Raw genomic sequence first — 19,796 nt, forward strand, 5'->3', positions numbered from 1 at the left:
GAACCTGCCTGGAATGCGAATGTCAGAACCTGACGACTAGTTGGCGGACGCGGTGGCCGGCTTCGGATGCGGGATGGTCTGTGTGCCGATTTCCGGCATGCCCCCCTGCCCCACGCCGCCGAAAGCGACCCGCGTCTGCGCAAAAAGATACTTGGCGTATTCCGATAGCAGGAGCCGCAAGGCAGCGCCACTCGTCCACCACGGCTCCTCACGCCATTTGTCGCCGACCACGGCAAACGGAACCAGTTCGATATCCGGCATGGCGTGGGACAATTCAACGATCGCGCGCGGCATGTGATAGTTCGAGGTCACCACGATCAGGGAGCGGAAACCCCGCTCGACCGCCCATCGCCGCGTCTCCGTCGCGTTGCTGCGGGTGTTGACCGCCGACCGGTCCAGATCGACACAGCAGGTGAGCAGACGCTGGCTCTCGGGCAGCGTGCGCTGGATGTCGCTGTAGCCGTTGGTCGGGTGCACGCCCGATATCAGCAGCCGGCGGCCGTATCCCACCGACAGCAATTCCAGCGCATCCGAGACACGCGACGAACCGCCGGTGAGGACCACAATGCCGTCGGCATTGCGCGACGGCTTTTCCTCCGCGGGCGGCACCCGCGACAGAAAATCGACGAAGCCCAGTCCGACAAAAAGAAGGATTCCGGCAATGGCAAGCATCACGACACGATGGCGCAGGCGCCCGTGCTTCGGCGTGGCATCGCGGCGGTGTATGGTCTCGGACAATCTCTACTCGCTCAGGCGCACGTGATGATGTTGCGCGGCTCCTACCTTATCTCAAAATCCGGCGTGGCTGTGGCCTCAAAACCCGACCAACACCATGTTTTGACAGGTTCTCTCTGCCAAAGCGGCACCGGCCCGCCTGAAAACACACTCAGTCGATCTCTTCAAGGGTCGCAAACAGCGTCCGCCGCGAGGCCCACGCCGTAACCGCGGCGATCATCAGGGTCTGGGCGGCCAGCGCCAGATAGCCCGAGGCCGGCAGCGCGAATGTCCCCAGCAGCGCTGCGAACTGATCGCCCACCGGCGTCCCCGAAAACCAGCTTGCGATGGATTCCGAGAAGCCGAAGGTCAGCATCGCCGCCAGTCCGCCGATCAGACCACCCTCAAGGCCGAGCCGCAGAAAATGGCGCAGGAAACGGTTGGCGATATAGCGATCCTGCGCGCCGACGAAATGCAGCACCTCGACAATCGGCCGGTTGGCCGCCATCGCGCCGCGCGTGGCAAACGACACGGAGATCACGGTCGCAACGATCACGAGAATAAGAATCCCGGTGCCCGCCAGAACGATCGCGCCGGTCATCGAACGCATCCGCTCGATCCACGCGCGATGGTCATCAATGGTGGCGGATGGCGCGGCCTGCGCGATACTTCGGCGCAGAGTCACCAGATCCGGCGTCGACCCCGGCGCGACACGCACGACGATCACGCGCGGAACGGGAAGATCGTCGAGCGACAATCCGGTGCCCAGCCACGGCTCCAGAAGCCGCGCCGACTCGGCCTTGCTGAACGGCCGCACTTCCAGAATTCCGGGCTGTGCCCGCACCGCCTCCGTGACGCTGCGAACGTCGCGCTCGATGTCGCGGCCGGGCGAAGGCCGCAACTGGATGGTGAGTTCGCTCGAAACGTCGGACTGCCATTCGGCAGCCGATGCGCGCACCAGCAGCACCGCGCCCGTCGTCATCGACGCCAGATAGGTCATGATGGCAACAACTGCGATCAGCGCGCGCCCGGAAATCGATCCGCGCGGAACGATCGGTGACAGGTTGCGCGCATGCGCGGCGACTTCCGACGTGCTGTCGCCCAGATCCATCACCGGTTTGCGATCATCAATCATAGATGTGCAGCCGCGATTCATGCAGCACCATGCGCCGCGCCTCGTACTGATCCATCAATGCGATGTCGTGAGTGGCGATGATGACGGCGGTGCCGGACTTGTTCAACTGGATGAAAAGGCTGAGCAGCCGCCGCGCCAGCGACGGATCGACGTTGCCGGTCGGCTCGTCCGCCAGCAGGAGCTGCGGCCGGGCGATCACCGCGCGGGCAATCGCGGCGCGCTGCTTCTCGCCGCCCGACAGGATCGGCGGCAGCGCATCCATCCGCTTGCCGAGACCGACCCAGTTCAGCAGATCGATGACTTCCTTGCGGTAGCTGGATTCGCTGCGGCCCATGACGCGGAACGGCAGCGCGACGTTCTCATACGTCGTCATATGATCGAGCAGCCGGAAGTCCTGCAACACAATGCCGATGCGCGAACGCAATTCGGCGCGCCCATCCTTGTCGAGCAGCGACACATCCTTGCCGAACAGGTTGACCAGACCCCGCGTCGGCCGCAGCGACAGGAACAGCATCCGCAGCAGCGACGTCTTGCCAGCGCCGGACGGCCCGGTGAGAAACTGGAACGAGCGAGCGGGAATCTGGAAGGTCAGGTCGCGCAGGACCTCCGGGCCAAGCCCGTAGCGCAAACCGACATTTTCGAACCGGACCAATCTCAGCTCCGTTCGACATGACCGATGGAGATACCGTCCCGGGTGGCCCCGTTCGGCCGGCAGCCACAGGGGCGGATACCGTAAAACGCTTTTGCGGCCGTTATGGTTTCCGATTCGTTAACGGACGCCAGATAGCCTCATCCCACCAAGCGCGTTCATTCCAGCGATTCGTCCATGCACATCGTTTGCCCCCATTGTACGACATCCTACGAGGTCGATCCGGCCAATTTCGGTGCAGCGGGGCGGAAAGTCCGCTGCGCCCGCTGCCAGGAAGTCTGGCTCGCCGTGCCGCAGGAACTGGCCTCGGCGGATGCCATGTCCGGGTACGAGGTGGAAGAAACTCACCCGCAGGACGATTTCGGCGCACGGGACGACGTATCGGCCGATTGGCACAACAACGGCGTGCCGCATGTCGAAAGCCCGCCCATCTCGGGCGAATGGTCGGAACCATCGGCTCGGCAGACCGGGGAGACCGGCCAGAACTGGACCGCTCTGGCCCAACAGGAGGCGATGACCGAAACCGGTCCGGCCAAATCCTCCCGTTTCAGGAAACTCAGTTCATCGGTCGCACCGTTCCTGAAATCGGCGAACTGGGCGAAGGCTCTTCCTGGCGTTCTGACTCTTCCGACGGCCTGCGTGGCGCTCGGCGCAGTCGTGTTCGCCCTGATCGCCTGGCGCACCGATGTGGTCCGCGCGATGCCGCAAACCGCCGCCTTCTACAAGATGATCGGCATGGGCGTGAACCTGCGCGGCCTCGCCTTCGAGGATCTCAGGATCAGCACCGAGACGGTGAACGACAAAACCGTCCTGCTGATCGAAGGTGCACTGGTCGATGTCGCACGCAGGTCCGTGGAAATCCCGCGGCTGCGGTTTATCGTTCGCGACGCCAACGGCGCGGATATCTATGCGTGGAATGCCGTGCTGGAGCAGCCCGTGCTCAACCCCGGCGAGAAAGCCTGGTTCAAGACACGGCTGGCGTCGCCGCCCGCCGAAGGCCGCGAAATTGCCGTGAGGTTCTTCCACAAGCGGGATATCGCAACTGGAGGAACCTGATGCCCCGCGTTCTGATCGCCGACGACGAGGAGTCGATGCGCCTGCTGGTGGCGCGTGCGATCGCCATGGACGGCCACGAGATCGTCACCGCCGAGGACGGCGCGGAAGCGCTTGAGATCCTCAACCGCGATGAGGGCGCGTTCGATCTTCTGCTGACCGATATCAAAATGCCGGTGATGGACGGAATCGCGCTGGCGCTGGCCGCCGCGCGCGATTTCCCGCGGCTGACGATTCTCCTGATGACCGGCTTTGCCGATCAGCGCGAACGCGCCTCTGGTCTCGAAGCCATCATCCACGACGTCATCACCAAGCCATTTGCGGTGGCGGATATCCGCACTGCGGTTGCAGACGCGCTGGCATCGCGCAACGACTAAATCCTAAGCAGATTTGCTATTCCGCAAGCTGCGGCGCGGTGTCTCCAGAGCGCAGCGTCAGCCGCGTCAGGATGAAAGCCGCCACCGCACAGATCGCGATGGTAGTCACCATCGGCAGCGCCGTCCCGTTGAAGAATGCACTGGCGACCACGATCATCATCGCGCCTGTGATCATCTGCAACGTGCCGCCCAGCGCCGACGCCATGCCGGCGATCGGGCCGTGATCTTCCAGCGACAGCACCATGGTGGAAGGAATCACCAGCCCAAGCCAGGCGTTGGCGATGAACAGCATCACCACCAGCACAGCGAGGCTGTCGACACCGGCGGCGGTCACCGCAAACAGAGTCAGCGTCGCCACCGTGAAGCAGGTCACCGCTACCGAGACCACACGCGCGATCCCGAACCGCCCGGCAAGATAGCCGCTGAACTGCGAGGCCCCGATGAAGCCGACGGCGTTGATCGAGAAGATCAGACCGTACTGTGTCGGCGTCAGCCCGAAGTGTCCTATATAGATGAAGGACGAACTGGCGAGGAAAGCGAAGAAACTCGCCATGCCGAAACCGCCGATGAAGGTCAGGCCGAGGAAGCGCCAGTCGCGGAACAACTCGCCAAAACCATCCAGCACGCTGCGGACGCTGACCTCCACCCGTTCCTCGGGCGGGCGCGTTTCAGGAAGCATGAAGGCGACCAGCAGAAAAGAGAGAACCGAGGCAACGGTAACCGCGGCGAACACCGCGCGCCAGCCGAACGGCACGATCAGGCCGCTGCCGACAAGCGGTGCGAGGATCGGCGAAACGCTGAACACCAGCATGACAAGTGACATCAAACGTGTCGCATCGACGCCGCTGTGCAGGTCGCGAATCACCGCACGCGGAATCACCATCACCGCGGCTGCACCAAGGCCCTGCACGAAACGGAAGAAGATCAGCCACGCGATGCTCGGCGCGAGACCGCAGCCGATGCTGCCGAGCGCAAACACCACGATCCCGAAATAAAGCGGCGGCTTGCGGCCCACCATGTCCGAGACCGGACCGTAGACGATCTGGCAGACCCCGAACGCCACGAAGAACGCCATCAGCGTCATCTGGGTGGCCGCGGTGGATGCCTGAAGATCCGACGCGATCGCCGGCAGCGCGGGCAAATACATGTCGATGGCGAAAGGCCCGATCGCGGAGAGAAGCCCCAGCACGATCGCGTTTTTTGCAAAGCTTGAAGACATGGCGTGACGTATCCTGAACGTTCTTGTCGATTGTATGAGCGGGCGCGCGATCAGGCCGCGCGGCCGGCTGGCGAAGCTGTTGTGGCGGCCCGTGAAAAATGGTCAATGCCATGGAGAGCACTGTTGGCGTCAATCAGGAGACGGGACGGGACATGACCAAGGGACAACGGAAGGTGGCGCTGGTGACCGGCGCGGCGCGCGGTATCGGACTTGCCGCAGCGAAGCGGTTTCTGGCCGAAGGCTGGCAGGTCGCGTTGCTCGATATCGAAAAGGACCTGCTTGCCCAGACTTTCAAGACCCTTGCAGCACCCGACACCACGCTGGCGATCCACTGCGACGTATCGGATGCCGACGCGGTCGCCGCCGCATTCAGGCAGGCGGTTCAGCACTTCGGACGGCTCGACGCGCTGGTCAACAATGCCGGCATCGCGATCTTCAAACCGCTGCTGGAAACAACGCAAGCCGACTGGGACCGCGTGCTGGCGGTGAACCTGACCGGGCCGTTCCTCTGCACACAGGCGGCAGCTCCCCTGATGCGCGAGACCGGCGGCGGCGCGATCGTGAACATCACCTCGATTTCGGCGCTTCGCGCCTCGACGCTGCGCACCGCTTACGGCACCAGCAAGGCCGGCCTCGCCCATCTCACCAAACAGTTCGCCGTCGAACTCGCCACGCTCGGCATTCGCGTCAATGCCGTTGCGCCCGGCCCGGTCGACACCGCGATGGCGAAAGCAGTTCACACGCCTGCGATCCGCGCGGACTATCACGATACCATTCCACTCAACCGTTACGGCCTCGAGGAAGAACTCGCCGAGGCGATCTTCTTCCTGTGCAGCGATCGCGCCAGCTACATCACCGGGCAGATGCTGTGCGTTGACGGCGGCTTCGAGGCCACCGGCATCGGCTTGCCGACACTGCGGGGCGAAGGCCGCAACGGCTGATAGCGGGCTGCTGGAAACCTCAGCATGCGCATGTGGCGGACGCGGTTGCGCGCTCGCGCCGCACGCTGTTCGCCTCGATCCGGGATTGCCCCATGCCTTCGGTGAGGTCCGAAATCCGGGCGTGATACTCGGCAAACATCGCTGTCTCAACCCAGCTTCGGTAATGGTCCTCCGTCTCGAAGACGCTGATGAGCAGCGCGGAGCCACCATCGATATCGCGATAGATCCGGCCCCCATGGAAGCCCGGCACACGATCCGCAAAGCGATCGCGCGACGCCTCCAGCACAAGCTCCAGTTCGTCGAGCTTGCCCGGCTTGGGCGTGAAACTGTTGATGAGCACGAACGGCCGCGACGGGCCGTCCTGCGCTTGGGTTCGATCCTGATAGTTCGCTTCTGGCATGATTCCATCTCTGATTTTCGGCCGGTCGCATTCACTGCGTTGCGATGCTTGCGGCGACGATGAGGGCAGCCTAGAACCTCAAGTATAGTTGAGGTCAAGCAACGATGAAGCAGAACAAACCCGCGGCAATTGCACGGGAGCTGAGCGTCGGCGAAGTCGCCGAACGCTGCGGCGTCGCCGTCTCCACGCTCCATTTCTACGAATCGAAGGGACTGATTTCGAGTTCGCGGAATCGCGGCAACCAGCGCCGCTATCCGCGAGCGGTGCTGCGCCGTGTCGCCATCATCAAGGTGGCGCAGAGCACCGGATTGCCGCTCGCGGCAATCCGGAATGCGTTGGCCTCGCTGCCCGATGGACGAGTGCCTACGGTCAAGGACTGGGCCAGGCTGTCGGCGGCGTGGCGTGCCGATCTCGATGAGCGGATCGCCACATTGACCCGCCTGCGCGACCAGTTGAGCGGCTGTATCGGATGCGGCTGCCTGTCGCTGAAGACATGCCCTTTGCGCAATCCGGGTGACAGGGCAAGTGAGCGGGGTCCCGGTGCACGATTGTTTGATCGATAGCATGGACACCGCATTGCTCCGTTACTTTTCCGCAACCGCCTTCATGCTGGTCAGGCCCTGCTGAAACTGGCCGCCGACCATGCGATCCATCTTGAAGACCATGTGCATGATCTTCGCCATGTAGGGCGCCGGACCATGCATGGCCCAGGTGACCGTCGTCGTGCTGCCCAGCGGCCGCATGGTGAATTCGGCGATGTTATGGGCCTCGAACGGGCTGAAGAAATCCAGCTTGATGACGACTTTGGACGCAGGCGTTGCCTCAAGAATCTCCATGCGGCCATGTCCGATGTTCTTGTTGCCGCTCCACTCGTACACGGAGCCCTTGCCGGTCGGTGCACCGCTGTAGGTCCGCTGCATGGCCGGATCGACATGTTCGTAAGGCGACCATGATCCCCAGTTCTTGTAATCGGTGATGAGCGGAAAGATCTTGTCCGCAGGCGCGTTGATGTCGATGGACCGCTCGATACGGAACGTGTTGGGCCGCAGCGCGGCGAGGATCAGAACGATCGCGATCGCAATCGCAAGAATGATGGCAATGTACATCAGGGTGGTCATGTCACTCTCCGTTACAAATGAGATGGGTTCAGGCGTCAGCGACGCCAGGGAAAGATCAGGCGCAGCCGCTCGTCGCGGAGATAAAGCCCGCCCCAGAGCAAAATGCCGAGATAGACGCCGAACAGCGTGTGGCTGAACAGCGGGCTGCCGGCGCGAACGTGCACATAGATGGCGCCGCCGAGATATCCGGTCAGCAGGATCGCGCCGAGCACCGAGGTCCGCGGATAGGCATAGAGCAGCGTCCCGAGCAGCGTCAGCACGCCAAGGGTGACCGCGAGGTTCGTCGGGATGCCGAGCTGCCGCGAGGTTTCGATGACAACATCGAGCGGAATCAGCTTGATGACGGCATCGAACAGCAGGAACAGGATCACCAGGCCGCTGAGGACGCGTCCGGTCCACAGCGCCGTCGTCGAAATCGGAACAAGTTCGTTCATGGTGCCAGCTCCGGATATCAGGCTTGCAGCGATGCGAGATACGCTGCGAGCTGATCCCACGTTCCGCCCCACCCCTGCGTCATGCTGGCGAAATTGCCCTCGAAGGTCGCACGCTCTTCATCCGAGCCATTGAGCGCGACCGTGCGATTGACCAGCAGGGTCTTGCCGCCCTTATCGATGAAGGTTGCAGTCCCCAGCATTTCGATCGGCCATGTCGGCGCCATCGGATGACGGCTCAGCCCGGCATTCTTGTCGGAGAACGAGCTGACAAAGACCAGCCGCTCGGGCTTGACGATCTCGCGGAACACCCATTTGCCCCACATCTCGCTGCCGTCCGGCGCCTGCATGCCGTAGTGAAAGATGCCGCCGGGCCTGAGGTCGAGATCTCCGACAATCATCCTGAAGCCCTTCGGACCCCACCATTTCATCAAATGATCCCGCTGGGTGAAAACCTTCCAGACCAGATCGCGCGGAGCATCGAACAGACGCTCGATGACGAATTCCTTGCTGTAGGTTTCCGCAAATGCGGCGGGCTGAGCTGAGGCCATTTCTTTTCTCCGAACGATATTTGCTTTTTGATGCGTGCTTGCGATCACGCCGCCTTGACCGGCAATGGATGGGCGAAACTCCAGCCGTGGCCGAACGGGTCGACCACCTGTCCATAGCGCGCGCCCCAGAACGCATCCCACGGCGCCATGATGACTTTCGCGCCGGCGTCGGCAGCACGCTTCACGGCTTCATCGCAGTTGGGGACCTCAAGATGAATGACGAAGGATGTGCCCCCCAGAACGTTAGGCGGACGGATGCTGCTTTCAGGGTTCGCTTCGCAGTATTCCGAGAAGTGGTCATTCAGGAAGACCACCGCGCCATTCACCAGAAGCTGCGCATGCATCAGACGCTTGCCGTCCTCCGCCGGAAGACGCGTCACTTCGGTTGCGCCAAGCGCCTTCTTGTAGAACTCGATCGCATCGCTGGCGCCGTTGACGACGAGATGCGGAATGAGCGGAGGCAGCGTGGGATACTGGTCGGCCATGGGATACCTCTCCGATTGGGTCTGATGTGATGTTTGAGTCTTGCCGAGAAGTGCTCTTACTTTTTTGAAGGTGCTCGCCGCGAAGAAGATTTCCGCTTCACGGTCCTGCGCTGCTTTGGAGAAGCTTCGAGCTTCTCCTTCGCCTGCAACTCGCCGAGATATTCTTCGAGGCGATCCAGACCCGCCTCCCAGAAGCGGCGATAGTTCTCAAGCCAGTCGTCGACTTCCTTGAGCGCCGCCGGTTCGATCTTGCATGGACGCCACTGCGCTTCGCGGCCGCGCGTCACGAGACCCGCATGCTCAAGCACTTTCAGATGCTTCGAGACCGCAGGCATGCTCATCGCAAACGGCTCCGCCAGTTCCGTCACCGACGTTTCGCCGAGCACCAGCCGCGCAAGGATGGCGCGGCGGGTGGGATCGGCGAGGGCTGCGAATTTGATGCTGAGCGGGTCCATGTTCGCTTTCATATAACCAGTAGGTTAAATAACCTAATGGTTAGGTACAAGCGTTGCCCGAAACTGTCAAGCGGCTCTGATTGAAATTGCTGGATGGTGACGCGACGCCGCGGCGTCGCGATAAGGCTCAGTAATCCTTGAGCAAACGCTCGATGTAATCGAGTTCGATCTGCGGCCGCTGCGGGTCCGCGAGGCGGCGGCGCAGTTCTTCCAGAATCCGCCGCACGCGCTGCACGTCGATCTCGCCGGGAATTTTCACCGTGAGATCGTCACTCCACTCACGGCCGTTGAGCGGCCGCCCCAGCGGGTCGGTGGTGTTGCCGCTGTTCTGCTGGCGGCCCATGCGATTGCCCGGTCCGCCATCCTGTCCCTCGCCCGGCTGCATCGACTGCGCAAGATTCTGCGCACCTTTGCGCAGCGCTTCGAGCGCCCGGCCCTGTGAATCGACCGCGCTGTCGGCGTTGCCCTGGCCAAGCTGGTTGCCCGCATCGCCCATCGCAGAATCGGCATCGCCGAGCGAGTCGCCGTCGTCCTGCTGGCCGTCCTGTCCCTGACCCGGCTGCTGGCCCTGGCCCGGCTGACCTTTCTCGCCGCGCCGGCCCGGCATCATGCCGTTCTTCTTCATGTCGTCGAGCAGCTTGCCCAGCCGGTCGCGCAGCGCCTGCTGGTCCTGACGCAGGCCGTCCATCGTGTTCTGGTCGCCCTGCTCGCCGCGGCTGCGGTCGCGGCGGGAATCCTGGCCCTGCTTGTATGTCTTGTCGCGCAACTGCTGCTGCTTGCGGATCATGTCGCCGAGTTCGTTGAGCGCCTGCTCCATGTCGCCGTCGCCCTGCCCGGGCTGCGCCATCTGCAGGTTTTCCAGCATCTGCTGCATCTGATCGAGCAGCGCCCGCGCGGCATCCTTGTCGCCGGAGCGCGACAGCCGCTCCATGCGATCGATCATGTTTTTGAGATCCTGCTGGCGCATCACCTTGGTATTGGGATCGAGCGGCCGCGCCAGTTGCTGCGGATTGTTGCGCAGCTGTTCGGCGAGCTGGCGCATGAAGTTGTCCAGCGCCGCACGCAGGTTGTCGGTCAGCTTCTTGATTTCCTCGTCGCTGGCGCCGCGCTCCAGCGCTTCCTTCAAGGCATCCTGCGCGGCGCGCAGCGCCTTCTCGACATCGGTGATGTTGCCGTCCTCGATCGCGACCGCAAGCGCCCAAAGGTTGTCGACGGTTTCGCGCATGGCCTCGCGCGAACTGGCGTGACCGAGCTGGGATGCGATGCTGCGCAGACCGAGATAATGTCCGAGCTCGGGCATGAACGCTTCGGGCGCGATCATCAGCGCATCGAGCGCGATCAGCACCAGCGGCTTCTGGTTGGCGTCGAGCGCGAGATTGCGGCGCTGCTCGATCAGCGCGCGCGCCAGCGGTTTGACAAACAGCCGCTCCGGCAGCCGCATGTCGAACGGTTCGCTGCGTCCCTCGTTGCCGGCTTCGTCCTTCGCGGTAAGGGTCAAGGTGACGTCGGCGCCGGCATACGGATTTTCGCTAAGATCCTTGACGGTCTGACCCACGCCATTGCGGGTGCGCACGTTCGGCAGTCCGAGCGTGATCGATGGCGGATCGAACAGCGGCTGCGGCCTGGCGCTGTCTTCGCCGGCGCTGCTGTCTTTCCCGGTCGCGCGCGGCGCGAACTGCGCGCGCGCTTCTGCCACGCCATAATCGTCTTCAAGCTTGTAGGACAACAGCAGCGCACCCTTGGCCTGCCGTTCAGGATCCTTGGCCAGCGAGATGCTCGGCGCGTGATCGGGCATGGCCTTGAAGGTCCATTGCGGCTGCCCCGAGGGCGAACGGACATGCGCCGTGCCATCGCCTGTAATGGTGAAGTGCCGCTCGCTGGTGCCTTGCGGTGCATTCGCGGTCACCGGAACTTCCGCCACGCCACCGGCAGCGGCGACATCGAGCCTGCCACCGCTGGAACGAACGATCAGCGTGCTCCCCGCCGGGACAGAGACAGGCCCCGTATCCGGCGCAGGCGCATCCTTGTTCAGGGAGTTCGACAGAATGATCGGCGGACGGCTGGTGTAAGGCGGCGGTGTCACCCATGCATCGACGCGGACATTCGCCGCGGAAAAGGCGCCGTCCCAGTCAAACGCCGCAACAACCCGCGCAAGACGATCGTTGCCCGCAGCGACGAAGGTCGCAACCATCAGCACGACCACCAGGCCGCGCAGCGCCCACGGATCGTGAAGCGCCAAACGCGGCGACGGCAGACCGGCGCGGATACGCTTGATCGAGGCCAGCGTGCGCGCACGCTGCTCTTGCCACAGCGCCTGCGTGATCGGGTCCTGCGACTTCAGGGTGTCCGTCAGCGCCGTCGCAGGGCGGTGGGGAATTCCGGTTCCGCGATCGAGCCGGCGCAGCGCATCCTCGCGCGTCGGCCAGCGAAACCGGATCGCCGGAATCAGGGCCACGGCGGCGAGCAGGGCAAAGACCGTAAATGCAACGATGCGCACGGCAAAGGGGAAAGCGACCCAAAGACCTGCCCATGATGCCGCAAGGAACAGACCGACGACAGTCAACAGCCGCGCGAGATGCGGCCAGCCGCGCTCCCATGCGACCGCAAGCCGCGCCCGCCGCAAAGCCTGCGCCAACTGAAGACGCCGGGCCTCCTCGGCAGCGAGCGGATGCTCGGATGGGTCTGGGGTCGATCCGTTCAACAGGCTCTCCAGAGTCAGTTCAATGCAACCTAGTGATCCAGTTCTAACATTCGTACCATGGAGTAAAGCGAATGTCGGATACGGGACGTTAGCACAGCGGCGGCAATGAGGCATGGCCTCAACGCCCTACCCACATGCAAAGCTGCGGCCAAAGAGGTAGGCTGCCTCCGAAAAGCGGGGCTTCCGTTTCACAAAAGCGTGACGCCAAGCCATAGTTCCCGGCCTTGGAAGCACGTTGCGGCGAGTTACCTCACGCGCACAATGCAGGCCGGAGATGCCCGATGAGCCCCAACGCCAGCAAGGCATTCGCCGGATTGCTGCGATCGCTGCTTGTCATCGCAGCGCTGTTTTTCATCCCGGCCTGGTCGCTGAGATTCTGGCAGGGCTGGGTCTATCTCGCGATCATGGGCGCCGCCTCCGCCGCCATCATCCTGTATCTCGCGAAATACGACGACGCGCTGATCGGACGGCGGCTCAAGGCTGGGCCGGTCGCCGAGAAAGAGAAGAGCCAGAAGATCATTCAGACTCTGACCGCGGTGTCCGGCGTCGTCGCGTTTCTGGTGCCCGGTTTCGATTTTCGCTGGCACTGGTCGGATGTCCCGGCAGCGCTGATCGTCCTGGGCGACATCGGCGTCGTGATCGGATACGTCATCATCTTTCTGGTTTTTCGCGAAAACTCTTACGCCTCCAGCATCGTCGAAGTTGCCGAAAGCCAGAAGGTCATCTCGACGGGGCCATATGCCGTCGTCCGCCATCCGATGTATTGCGGCGCGATCCTGATGTTTCTCGCAACGCCGCTGGCGCTCGGTTCATGGTGGGCCTTCATTCCCGTAGCCATCCTGAGTGCGATGGTCGCCGTGCGCCTGATCGATGAAGAGAGATTTCTCGTCATCCACCTGCCGGGCTACGATGCTTACCGTTCGCGCGTGCGTTACCGGCTGATTCCGGGAGTGTGGTAGATCGCAACCAGGGCAGCTGCGATCAAAGCCACGGAGCCTGTCTGCGCCGACCGTTAGTTAATCTTGGTTCCCGCGGTATCTACGACCCTGCCCCAACGCTCATAATCGACGCGGATCAACTGCGTGAACGCCTCAGGCGTCGAGGTGGTGACGCTCAGGCCTTGCGCTTCAAGACGCTCGCGCACGTCCGGGAGTTTTCCGATGCGGATCACTTCGGCGTTCAGACGCTCCACGATCGGGGCCGGCGTCGCCGCGGGCACGACGAGGCCGAACCAGGAGTCCACCACGAAGTCAGCCACGCCGGCTTCCGCGGCGGTGGGCACATTGGGAAGCAAGGAAGAACGTTCGCGGCTTGTCACCGCCAACCCCTTGACCTTGCCATCCCTGATCTGGGGTGCGAGCACAGTCAGGGTATCGAACGCGAGATTCACCTGATTGCCGAGCAAGGCGTTGACGGCAGGCGCGCTGCCCTTGAACGGAACATGGAGCAAGTCCGTGCCGGTCAGGCTCTTGAACAGTTCACCGCTCAGATGGCAGAGCGTTCCCGGACCGCACGACGAATAGGTGAACTTGCCCGGCTCCTTCTTTGCCGCAGCGACGAGATCCTTCACGCTCGATACTGGCGCGTCAGGGCTCGCTGCAAGCACGTAAGGCACCGACGCCAACGGCGATACCGGCGCGAAACTCTTGAACGGATCAAACTTAATGGCCGTGTTCACGTGCGGCAGAATGGTGAGCTGTCCCGCGGGCGCCAGCGACAGCGTGTATCCGTCAGGATCGGCCGCGGCCACGGTTTCAGCCGCGATGGCAGTGCCGGCGCCCGCCTTGTTTTCAACCACGACAGGCTGCTTCAGCGCCTCGCTGAGCTTCTCGCCGTAGATCCGCGCGATGGTGTCCGCCGCACCACCAGCCGGGAACGGCACGATCAGCTTGATCGTGCGGCTCGGCCACGCGTCTGCGAAAGCGCCCGTGCTGATGCCGACAAGAAGAGCGGATGCAGCAGCCGCTGCGACAAGAAAACGATGAAATCCAAAAGAGCGCATGACGAATTCCCCCTGCCATTTCGATCAGGACTCGTCGTGCATCACTCCTGTCGCCGCATGATCGCGGCGGAGGCGCGCTGATGACCTGATCGGCTGCGCGGCCGCTTCATCAGTGGAGCGGAGCGCATCGATGAGCTCTAAAGATCATCTCGCAACGGCCTTTCAGCAATGAAATGCTATTGCGAAATGATATGGCGCACTGGCGGATTCATCTCGCGCCGGAACAGCGATGAGAAGATAATTTTTCTGTCTGGGAAATGCCGCTCAGCGCGGCGCTTTTGGCGTTACGCCGCTACAGCCACGGCGCGACGCGGTCCATGGCAATCAGGGCTTCGGCATCGATGCGAGGACGCACCACGGCATACTGGCCGTCCTTGACCAGCACTTCAGGCACCAGCGCACGCGTGTTGTAGCTGCCGGACTGCACCGCGCCATAAGCGCCGGCCGTCATGATCGCCACCAGATCGCCCGGCTTCGGTTCGGCCATCTTGCGGTCGAGCGCGAGATAGTCACCGGTCTCGCAGACAGGGCCGACCACATCCGCGACGAAATTGCGCGTCGTATCCTCGCGAACCGGCAGGACATCGTGATGCGCCTCATACAGCGTCGGACGAATGAGGTCGTTCATCGCGGCATCGATGATGACAAAGTTCTTCGCATCGCCATGCTTCACATAGATCACGCGGGCAACGAGAATCCCGGCATTGCCGACGATCATGCGTCCCGGCTCGAACATCAATGTCGCGTCGATCCCCTTCGTCACGCGCTTGACCATGGCCGCGTAGGCCACCGGATCCGGCGGATTGGGCAGATCGTGTTCATACGGAATGCCGAGACCGCCGCCGAAATCGACATGCGAGATGGTGTGACCATCGGCGCGCAGCGTGCCGACGAATTCCACCAGCAGCTTGAACGCATCTTCCATCGGCCCGAGATCGGTAATCTGGCTGCCGATATGCATGTCCACACCGGTCACCTTGATACCCGGGAGCTTCGCGGCACGGGCGTAAACCTCGCGCGCGCGGGTCAGCGGAATACCGAACTTGTTCTCGGACTTGCCGGTGGAGATTTTCGCATGGGTCCTGGCATCGACGTCGGGATTGATGCGCACGGAAATTCGCGCAGTGCGGCCCGTCTCGCTCGCGAGCTTCGACAGCAGGTCGAGTTCCGGCTCGGACTCCACATTGATGCAGAGAATATCTTCGGCCAGCGCCTGCCGCAGTTCGGCTTCGGTCTTGCCGATTCCCGAGAACAGAATCTTTTGCGGCGGAATACCCGCGGCACGGGCGCGCTTCAATTCGCCGCCGGACACGACATCCGCGCCCGCACCGAGCTTTGCCAGCGTACGCAGCACGGACTGATTGGAATTCGCCTTCATCGCGTAACAAACGAGCGTGGGCACGCCCGCAAAGGCGTCCGCAAAAACGCGATAATGACGCTCCAGCGTCGCGGTGGAATAGCAATAGAACGGCGTCCCGACCTCAGCAGCGAGGCGGGTCAAGCTCACGTCCTCGGCGTGCAGCACGCCGTTGCGATACTGGAAGTGATTCATGGGATCAGTCCAGAATCGCGTCGAGCGGGATCCGCTTTTTCTCGCCGCGCGGCGCAAGCGGCACGTTGGCGCTGCCGGGCGGCCGATACACTTCGTTCTGCAGGTTTGCCGCCGAATTCCGATCGGCCGTGGCGAAGTCCGAGTTCTGCGGGTTGGTCTGGTCCACGGAGGCGCCGGGAGGCGCGTCGAGATAGGCCTTGCGGCCGCAACCGGCCAGCACGCATGACAGCGCGATCAGCCCGATGGTCATCAGCTTCGAGAAAGAGCGGTTCGAACGAGAAGTCACGCGCGAGTGTCCCCAAATTGCGCGCCACCATACAAAGAAGGTGCCGCTCTGGCGAGGCCCGGATTGAACGAAAATATCCGTGGTCAGCCCGAATTTTGCTCGTTTTCAAGCCGCTTGAGCCATTCCTTGGCCTGCTTGCGCACGTTGGCCGGCGCGGTACCGCCGTAGCTGGTCCGGCTCTCAACAGAAGCCTGCACCGACAGCACGTCGAACACCGAAGCGGTGATCCGGGGTTCAACCGCCTGCATCTCCGCAAGCGGCACCTTGTGCAGCGCCAGCCCCTGCTCCGACGCCTTCGCCACGATGCGGCCGGTTACATGATGCGCGTCGCGGAACGGCATTTTCAGCGTGCGCACCAGCCAGTCGGCAAGATCGGTCGCCGTCGCATAGCCTTCGCCGGCCGCAACCTTCATGCGCGCTTCCTCCGGCACGAGATCGAGCGTCATGCCGGTCATGGCGCGGATCGCCAGCGAGAGCGCCGCGAACGCTTCCATCGCGCCCTGCTTGTCTTCCTGCATGTCCTTTTGATAGGCGAGCGGCAGTCCCTTCATCACGATCAGCAGCGCCGTCAGCGAGCCGATGACGCGGCCGGTCTTGGCGCGGACCAGCTCTGCCGCATCCGGATTCCTCTTCTGCGGCATGATGGACGAGCCGGTCGTGAACTTGTCCGACAGCGACACCAGTCCGACCAGCGGCGAGGTCCAGATCACGATCTCCTCGGCGAAGCGCGACAGATGGACCGCCGCAATCGCGGATGCTGACAACGTCTCCAGCACGAAATCCCGATCAGAGACCGCATCAAGCGAATTCGCCATCGGGCGATCGAAGCCCAGCGTGCTCGCGGTGGCGTGGCGGTCAATCGGAAATGATGTCCCGGCCAGCGCGGCGGCTCCGAGCGGGCTTTCGTTCAGCCGCTTGCGGGCATCGGCAAAACGGCCGCGGTCGCGCGCCGCCATCTCGGTATAGGCCAGCAGGTGATGACCGAATGTCACAGGCTGCGCGGTCTGCAAATGGGTGAAGCCCGGCATCACGGTGTCGGCATGTTCGATGGCGCGATCCACCAGCGCGCGCTGAAATGCCGCCAGCGCCCTGTCGATGTCGTCGATGACATCGCGGACATAGAGCCGGAAATCGGTCGCGACCTGGTCGTTGCGCGAGCGAGCAGTGTGCAAACGTCCCGCCGCCGGCCCGATCAGTTCGCCGAGACGGCTTTCAACATTCATGTGAATGTCTTCCAGCGCCCGCTTGAACGAGAACGATCCCTTGCCGATTTCTGACAAAATCGTGTCTAGACCGCCTGTGATGTTTTTTGCATCGTTGGCCGTAATGATGCCTTGAGCAGCGAGCATGGCTGCATGGGCCTTGGACGCAGCAATGTCCTGGGCGTAAAGGTGCTGATCGACGTCGATCGAGACGTTGATTTCCTCCATGATCGCGTCGGGACTTTCACCGAAGCGGCCGCCCCACATCTTGTTGCTCATATCCTGGTACTCACGCGTTCCTGCTCAGAAATCCAACCGCCAACCGACACTTCCGTCAGACGAGACCCATGCCCGACATCGATCCATCGACACCCAATTTGGCCCGCAGGAATGCTTCTCGCATCCGAATGACCGTCGTTTCCGTCATTATAGCGGCCGCAGCGGGAATGGGTGGGGTATACGGGATCGGTGGGTTAATGCGCAATGCGCAAGCGCAGGCCCAATGTGCGCCCGCGGTCGATCTGGCCAAGAAAATAGCGCCTTTGGCCAGGGGCGAGGTCGCCGCATTAACCATGGCCACCTCTCCGCTGCAGTTGCCCGATCTCGCTTTCGAGGATTCCGAGGGCAAGACCAGAAGGCTGTCGGAGTGGAGGGGCCGCACCGTCCTTGTCAATCTGTGGGCGACCTGGTGCGTGCCATGCCGCAAGGAAATGCCGGCGCTCGACAAATTGCAGGAGATGCTCGGCAGCAAGGACTTCGAAGTGGTCGCGATCAACATCGATACCCGCGATCCCGAGAAGCCTAAGAACTTCCTCAAGGAAGGCGGCCTCACTCAGCTGGCCTATTTCCATGACCAGAAGGCAAAGGTGTTTCAGGACCTCAAGAGCGCCGGCCGTGCACTGGGCATGCCAACCTCGGTGCTGGTCGACGGCGCGGGATGTGAGATCGCCACCATTGCAGGCCCCGCCGAATGGGCCAGCGACGACGCTGTAAAGCTCATCAAGGCCGCCACCGCGAAATAACGCCGCAGTTCCCTTTGACGCCGCCCTCTTGACGTCATCGCACGCACCCCTATACTTAACTATATGGTTTACTATTCAGCAGACCGCTTGAACCGCGTTTTTGCCGCCGTCGCGGATCCGACACGGCGCGCGCTGCTGGCGGAACTTGAAGGGCGCGAGAGCGTCACGATCAGCGAACTCGCGAAACCGTTCGCGATGTCGCTGCCCGCGGTCATGAAGCATCTCGATGTGCTGTCGGACGCCGGGCTGATCACCAGGAGCAAGACAGGCCGCACAGTCACGTGCCGCCTGACCGCGGCGCCGATGGAGCAGGCAATGGAATGGCTCAGCCGCTACCAGCGCTTCTGGACCGCGCAACTCGATCGTCTCGCCGCTTTTGTGGAGAAGGATTTATGCTCACCCAGCCCAGCCTCACCCTCGCCCGACGGCTCAAAGCCCCAGCCTCGAAAGTCTTCGAAGCGTGGACGGACCCCGCGAAAATCGTCCAGTGGTTCGGACCCGGACACACCATAGGCGACAGCGTGCGAGCCGACATGGATGTGCGTGTCGGCGGGCACTTCAAGATCAACTTCAGCACCGATGACGGTCAGTCGCATCAGGTCGGCGGCAAGTATCTCGAAGTCACGCCCTATCAGCGGCTGGTCTTCAGCTGGGCGTGGCAATCGACACCGGAGCGCGTCTCGCAGGTCACCGTGGTGCTGCGCGAAGAAGGTGACGTGACACTGCTCACGCTGACCCACGACAAGTTCTTCGATGAAGCCGCCCGCGACGGCCACAAGCGCGGCTGGACCGGAACGCTCGACAAGCTTGAGAAATTCTTCACCTGAACGCGCAGCCCCCGAAAGCGGAACAGGAGTGCGACATGAAGCTTTTCTATTCTGAGACGCTCAATCCGCGAAAGGCATGCGCGGTCGCCAAGTATCTCAATTCGCCGGTCGAGTTCGTGCATGTCGATCTGGCGAAGTTGGAAAACAGAACGCCGCAGTTTCTCGGCATCAATCCGAACGGCAAGGTCCCCGTGCTTGAGGACGGCGACACAACGCTGTGGGAGGCAAACGCGATCATGTGTCACCTCGCGCGGGCGGCGGGATCGGATCTGTGGCCCGATGATGAGCGGCAGATCGAAGTGATGCGCTGGCTGAGCTGGAGCGCGGATCACTTCACCCGTCATGCAGGTACACTGTACTTCCAGCATCTCATCAAGCCGTTCCTCGGCATGGGCGAGCCGGATCCGGCGATCGTGGCGGAATCCCAGAAATGGGTCAGACAGTACGGCAATGTGCTGAACAGTCACTTGCGCGGACGGGACTATCTGGTGGGCGGCAAACTCACCGTGGCCGACTTCGCCGTCGCCATCACTCTGCCCTACGCAAAAGACGCGCGTATTCCGATCGATGAATTTCCCGAAATCGTCCGCTGGCATGCGCAACTGAACGAACTGCCGGCCTGGCGCGATCCATTCCCCGCCAACCGGGCCAGAGCCGCCTGATCCCGAAATCAAAT

At 62.6% G+C, this 19,796-nt stretch carries 24 protein-coding genes; 9 read left to right on the top strand and 15 right to left on the bottom strand.

Going from position 1 to position 19,796, the window contains the following annotated elements; all coding sequences use genetic code 11:
* Window positions 1-36 precede the first annotated feature (36 nt).
* The 3 genes from I554_RS0106540 to ftsE form a co-directional block, all read right to left on the bottom strand.
* Entirely contained in the window at window positions 37-672 is a 636-nt protein-coding gene (locus I554_RS0106540) for a YdcF family protein (protein ID WP_024574775.1), read from the bottom strand.
* A gap of 214 nt (window positions 673-886) precedes the next feature.
* The gene (locus tag I554_RS0106545; RefSeq protein WP_029659370.1) at window positions 887-1,849 is read right to left on the bottom strand and encodes an ABC transporter permease; all 963 of its coding nucleotides are present in this window, start codon (window positions 1,847-1,849) and stop codon (window positions 887-889) included.
* Entirely contained in the window at window positions 1,842-2,501 is a 660-nt protein-coding gene (gene ftsE, locus I554_RS0106550; RefSeq protein WP_024574777.1) for a cell division ATP-binding protein FtsE, read from the bottom strand. Before ftsE ends, I554_RS0106545 begins: the two co-directional genes overlap by 8 nt.
* A gap of 174 nt (window positions 2,502-2,675) precedes the next feature.
* On the opposite strand from ftsE, the gene I554_RS0106555 reads away from it, so the two are divergent.
* Together I554_RS0106555 and I554_RS0106560 are read left to right on the top strand one after the other, a co-directional pair.
* The gene (locus tag I554_RS0106555; protein ID WP_024574778.1) at window positions 2,676-3,554 is read left to right on the top strand and encodes an MJ0042-type zinc finger domain-containing protein; all 879 of its coding nucleotides are present in this window, start codon (window positions 2,676-2,678) and stop codon (window positions 3,552-3,554) included.
* Complete coding sequence (locus I554_RS0106560) at window positions 3,554-3,928, top strand: response regulator (RefSeq protein WP_024574779.1); 375 nt, start codon at window positions 3,554-3,556, stop codon at window positions 3,926-3,928. Before I554_RS0106555 ends, I554_RS0106560 begins: the two co-directional genes overlap by 1 nt.
* 16 nt (window positions 3,929-3,944) lie before the next feature.
* On the opposite strand, the gene I554_RS0106565 is transcribed toward I554_RS0106560, so the two are convergent.
* Window positions 3,945-5,147 carry a multidrug effflux MFS transporter gene (locus tag I554_RS0106565; protein WP_024574780.1) on the bottom strand — a complete coding sequence of 401 codons (1,203 nt, stop codon included), beginning with the start codon at window positions 5,145-5,147 and terminating at the stop codon, window positions 3,945-3,947.
* 152 nt (window positions 5,148-5,299) lie between these two features.
* Between I554_RS0106565 and I554_RS0106570 the strand changes: the two genes are divergently transcribed.
* Window positions 5,300-6,088, top strand: a complete 789-nt coding sequence (locus I554_RS0106570) for an SDR family oxidoreductase (RefSeq protein WP_024574781.1) — start codon at window positions 5,300-5,302, stop codon at window positions 6,086-6,088.
* Window positions 6,089-6,107: 19 nt separating this feature from the next.
* On the opposite strand, the gene I554_RS0106575 is transcribed toward I554_RS0106570, so the two are convergent.
* Complete coding sequence (locus I554_RS0106575; RefSeq protein ID WP_024574782.1) at window positions 6,108-6,488, bottom strand: antibiotic biosynthesis monooxygenase family protein; 381 nt, start codon at window positions 6,486-6,488, stop codon at window positions 6,108-6,110.
* Between the two features lie 104 nt (window positions 6,489-6,592).
* On the opposite strand from I554_RS0106575, the gene soxR reads away from it, so the two are divergent.
* Window positions 6,593-7,051: a redox-sensitive transcriptional activator SoxR gene (soxR, locus tag I554_RS0106580; RefSeq protein WP_024574783.1), complete on the top strand. Its 459-nt coding sequence runs from the start codon at window positions 6,593-6,595 to the stop codon at window positions 7,049-7,051.
* A 21-nt stretch (window positions 7,052-7,072) separates the two neighbouring features.
* On the opposite strand, the gene I554_RS0106585 is transcribed toward soxR, so the two are convergent.
* The 6 genes from I554_RS0106585 to I554_RS0106610 all read right to left on the bottom strand — a co-directional run bounded on the left by I554_RS0106585 (window position 7,073) and on the right by I554_RS0106610 (window position 12,229).
* Window positions 7,073-7,606: an SRPBCC family protein gene (locus I554_RS0106585; RefSeq protein WP_024574784.1), complete on the bottom strand. Its 534-nt coding sequence runs from the start codon at window positions 7,604-7,606 to the stop codon at window positions 7,073-7,075.
* Between the two features lie 35 nt (window positions 7,607-7,641).
* Window positions 7,642-8,040, bottom strand: coding sequence for a DoxX family protein (locus I554_RS0106590; protein ID WP_024574785.1), 399 nt, complete (start codon window positions 8,038-8,040; stop codon window positions 7,642-7,644).
* A 17-nt stretch (window positions 8,041-8,057) separates the two neighbouring features.
* Complete coding sequence (locus I554_RS0106595) at window positions 8,058-8,588, bottom strand: SRPBCC domain-containing protein (protein WP_024574786.1); 531 nt, start codon at window positions 8,586-8,588, stop codon at window positions 8,058-8,060.
* A gap of 44 nt (window positions 8,589-8,632) precedes the next feature.
* Window positions 8,633-9,073: a VOC family protein gene (locus I554_RS0106600; RefSeq protein WP_024574787.1), complete on the bottom strand. Its 441-nt coding sequence runs from the start codon at window positions 9,071-9,073 to the stop codon at window positions 8,633-8,635.
* A gap of 56 nt (window positions 9,074-9,129) precedes the next feature.
* Complete coding sequence (locus I554_RS0106605; protein WP_024574788.1) at window positions 9,130-9,528, bottom strand: metalloregulator ArsR/SmtB family transcription factor; 399 nt, start codon at window positions 9,526-9,528, stop codon at window positions 9,130-9,132.
* 127 nt (window positions 9,529-9,655) lie between these two features.
* Window positions 9,656-12,229: a TIGR02302 family protein gene (locus tag I554_RS0106610; RefSeq protein WP_024574789.1), complete on the bottom strand. Its 2,574-nt coding sequence runs from the start codon at window positions 12,227-12,229 to the stop codon at window positions 9,656-9,658.
* A 281-nt stretch (window positions 12,230-12,510) separates the two neighbouring features.
* Between I554_RS0106610 and I554_RS0106615 the strand changes: the two genes are divergently transcribed.
* Window positions 12,511-13,188, top strand: coding sequence for an isoprenylcysteine carboxylmethyltransferase family protein (locus I554_RS0106615; protein ID WP_024574790.1), 678 nt, complete (start codon window positions 12,511-12,513; stop codon window positions 13,186-13,188).
* 53 nt (window positions 13,189-13,241) lie between these two features.
* Here the strand turns inward: I554_RS0106615 and I554_RS0106620 are convergent, their stop codons facing one another.
* From I554_RS0106620 to argH, 4 genes are all read right to left on the bottom strand, one after another.
* Window positions 13,242-14,231, bottom strand: a complete 990-nt coding sequence (locus tag I554_RS0106620; RefSeq protein ID WP_024574791.1) for a tripartite tricarboxylate transporter substrate binding protein — start codon at window positions 14,229-14,231, stop codon at window positions 13,242-13,244.
* A gap of 292 nt (window positions 14,232-14,523) precedes the next feature.
* On the bottom strand, window positions 14,524-15,783 hold the full coding sequence (gene lysA / locus I554_RS0106625) for a diaminopimelate decarboxylase (protein WP_024574792.1): 1,260 nt from the start codon (window positions 15,781-15,783) through the stop codon (window positions 14,524-14,526).
* Between the two features lie 4 nt (window positions 15,784-15,787).
* Window positions 15,788-16,033 carry a hypothetical protein gene (locus I554_RS0106630; RefSeq protein ID WP_081710742.1) on the bottom strand — a complete coding sequence of 82 codons (246 nt, stop codon included), beginning with the start codon at window positions 16,031-16,033 and terminating at the stop codon, window positions 15,788-15,790.
* Window positions 16,034-16,152: 119 nt separating this feature from the next.
* The gene (argH, locus tag I554_RS0106635; protein ID WP_024574794.1) at window positions 16,153-17,550 is read right to left on the bottom strand and encodes an argininosuccinate lyase; all 1,398 of its coding nucleotides are present in this window, start codon (window positions 17,548-17,550) and stop codon (window positions 16,153-16,155) included.
* Between the two features lie 68 nt (window positions 17,551-17,618).
* On the opposite strand from argH, the gene I554_RS0106640 reads away from it, so the two are divergent.
* From I554_RS0106640 to I554_RS0106655, 4 genes are all read left to right on the top strand, one after another.
* Complete coding sequence (locus tag I554_RS0106640) at window positions 17,619-18,293, top strand: TlpA disulfide reductase family protein (RefSeq protein ID WP_024574795.1); 675 nt, start codon at window positions 17,619-17,621, stop codon at window positions 18,291-18,293.
* Between the two features lie 63 nt (window positions 18,294-18,356).
* A complete protein-coding gene (locus I554_RS0106645; protein ID WP_024574796.1) occupies window positions 18,357-18,806 on the top strand; it encodes a helix-turn-helix transcriptional regulator in 450 nt (149 codons plus the stop codon).
* Window positions 18,773-19,120, top strand: coding sequence for an SRPBCC domain-containing protein (locus I554_RS0106650; RefSeq protein ID WP_244432731.1), 348 nt, complete (start codon window positions 18,773-18,775; stop codon window positions 19,118-19,120). The genes I554_RS0106645 and I554_RS0106650 overlap by 34 nt, the downstream gene beginning before the upstream one ends.
* 35 nt (window positions 19,121-19,155) lie before the next feature.
* On the top strand, window positions 19,156-19,782 hold the full coding sequence (locus I554_RS0106655) for a glutathione S-transferase family protein (protein ID WP_024574798.1): 627 nt from the start codon (window positions 19,156-19,158) through the stop codon (window positions 19,780-19,782).
* Window positions 19,783-19,796: the final 14 nt, after the last annotated feature.

It is taken from the genome of Afipia sp. OHSU_II-C1, from assembly GCF_000497575.1.
GTDB lineage: Bacteria > Pseudomonadota > Alphaproteobacteria > Rhizobiales > Xanthobacteraceae > Afipia.

Excerpts from the sequence above, each read along its gene's own strand:
- I554_RS0106540 (WP_024574775.1), bottom strand. The coding sequence starts at position 672 with ATGCTTGCCATTGCCGGAATCCTTCTTTTTGTCGGACTGGGCTTCGTC.
- I554_RS0106545 (WP_029659370.1), bottom strand. The coding sequence starts at position 1,849 with ATGATTGATGATCGCAAACCGGTGATGGATCTGGGCGACAGCACGTCG.
- I554_RS0106555 (WP_024574778.1), top strand. The coding sequence starts at position 2,676 with ATGCACATCGTTTGCCCCCATTGTACGACATCCTACGAGGTCGATCCG.
- I554_RS0106560 (WP_024574779.1), top strand. The coding sequence starts at position 3,554 with ATGCCCCGCGTTCTGATCGCCGACGACGAGGAGTCGATGCGCCTGCTG.
- I554_RS0106565 (WP_024574780.1), bottom strand. The coding sequence starts at position 5,147 with ATGTCTTCAAGCTTTGCAAAAAACGCGATCGTGCTGGGGCTTCTCTCC.
- I554_RS0106570 (WP_024574781.1), top strand. The coding sequence starts at position 5,300 with ATGACCAAGGGACAACGGAAGGTGGCGCTGGTGACCGGCGCGGCGCGC.
- I554_RS0106575 (WP_024574782.1), bottom strand. The coding sequence starts at position 6,488 with ATGCCAGAAGCGAACTATCAGGATCGAACCCAAGCGCAGGACGGCCCG.
- soxR (WP_024574783.1), top strand. The coding sequence starts at position 6,593 with ATGAAGCAGAACAAACCCGCGGCAATTGCACGGGAGCTGAGCGTCGGC.
- I554_RS0106585 (WP_024574784.1), bottom strand. The coding sequence starts at position 7,606 with ATGACCACCCTGATGTACATTGCCATCATTCTTGCGATTGCGATCGCG.
- I554_RS0106590 (WP_024574785.1), bottom strand. The coding sequence starts at position 8,040 with ATGAACGAACTTGTTCCGATTTCGACGACGGCGCTGTGGACCGGACGC.
- I554_RS0106595 (WP_024574786.1), bottom strand. The coding sequence starts at position 8,588 with ATGGCCTCAGCTCAGCCCGCCGCATTTGCGGAAACCTACAGCAAGGAA.
- I554_RS0106600 (WP_024574787.1), bottom strand. The coding sequence starts at position 9,073 with ATGGCCGACCAGTATCCCACGCTGCCTCCGCTCATTCCGCATCTCGTC.
- I554_RS0106605 (WP_024574788.1), bottom strand. The coding sequence starts at position 9,528 with ATGGACCCGCTCAGCATCAAATTCGCAGCCCTCGCCGATCCCACCCGC.
- I554_RS0106615 (WP_024574790.1), top strand. The coding sequence starts at position 12,511 with ATGAGCCCCAACGCCAGCAAGGCATTCGCCGGATTGCTGCGATCGCTG.
- I554_RS0106620 (WP_024574791.1), bottom strand. The coding sequence starts at position 14,231 with ATGCGCTCTTTTGGATTTCATCGTTTTCTTGTCGCAGCGGCTGCTGCA.
- lysA (WP_024574792.1), bottom strand. The coding sequence starts at position 15,783 with ATGAATCACTTCCAGTATCGCAACGGCGTGCTGCACGCCGAGGACGTG.
- I554_RS0106630 (WP_081710742.1), bottom strand. The coding sequence starts at position 16,033 with ATGACCATCGGGCTGATCGCGCTGTCATGCGTGCTGGCCGGTTGCGGC.
- argH (WP_024574794.1), bottom strand. The coding sequence starts at position 17,550 with ATGAGCAACAAGATGTGGGGCGGCCGCTTCGGTGAAAGTCCCGACGCG.
- I554_RS0106640 (WP_024574795.1), top strand. The coding sequence starts at position 17,619 with ATGCCCGACATCGATCCATCGACACCCAATTTGGCCCGCAGGAATGCT.
- I554_RS0106645 (WP_024574796.1), top strand. The coding sequence starts at position 18,357 with ATGGTTTACTATTCAGCAGACCGCTTGAACCGCGTTTTTGCCGCCGTC.
- I554_RS0106655 (WP_024574798.1), top strand. The coding sequence starts at position 19,156 with ATGAAGCTTTTCTATTCTGAGACGCTCAATCCGCGAAAGGCATGCGCG.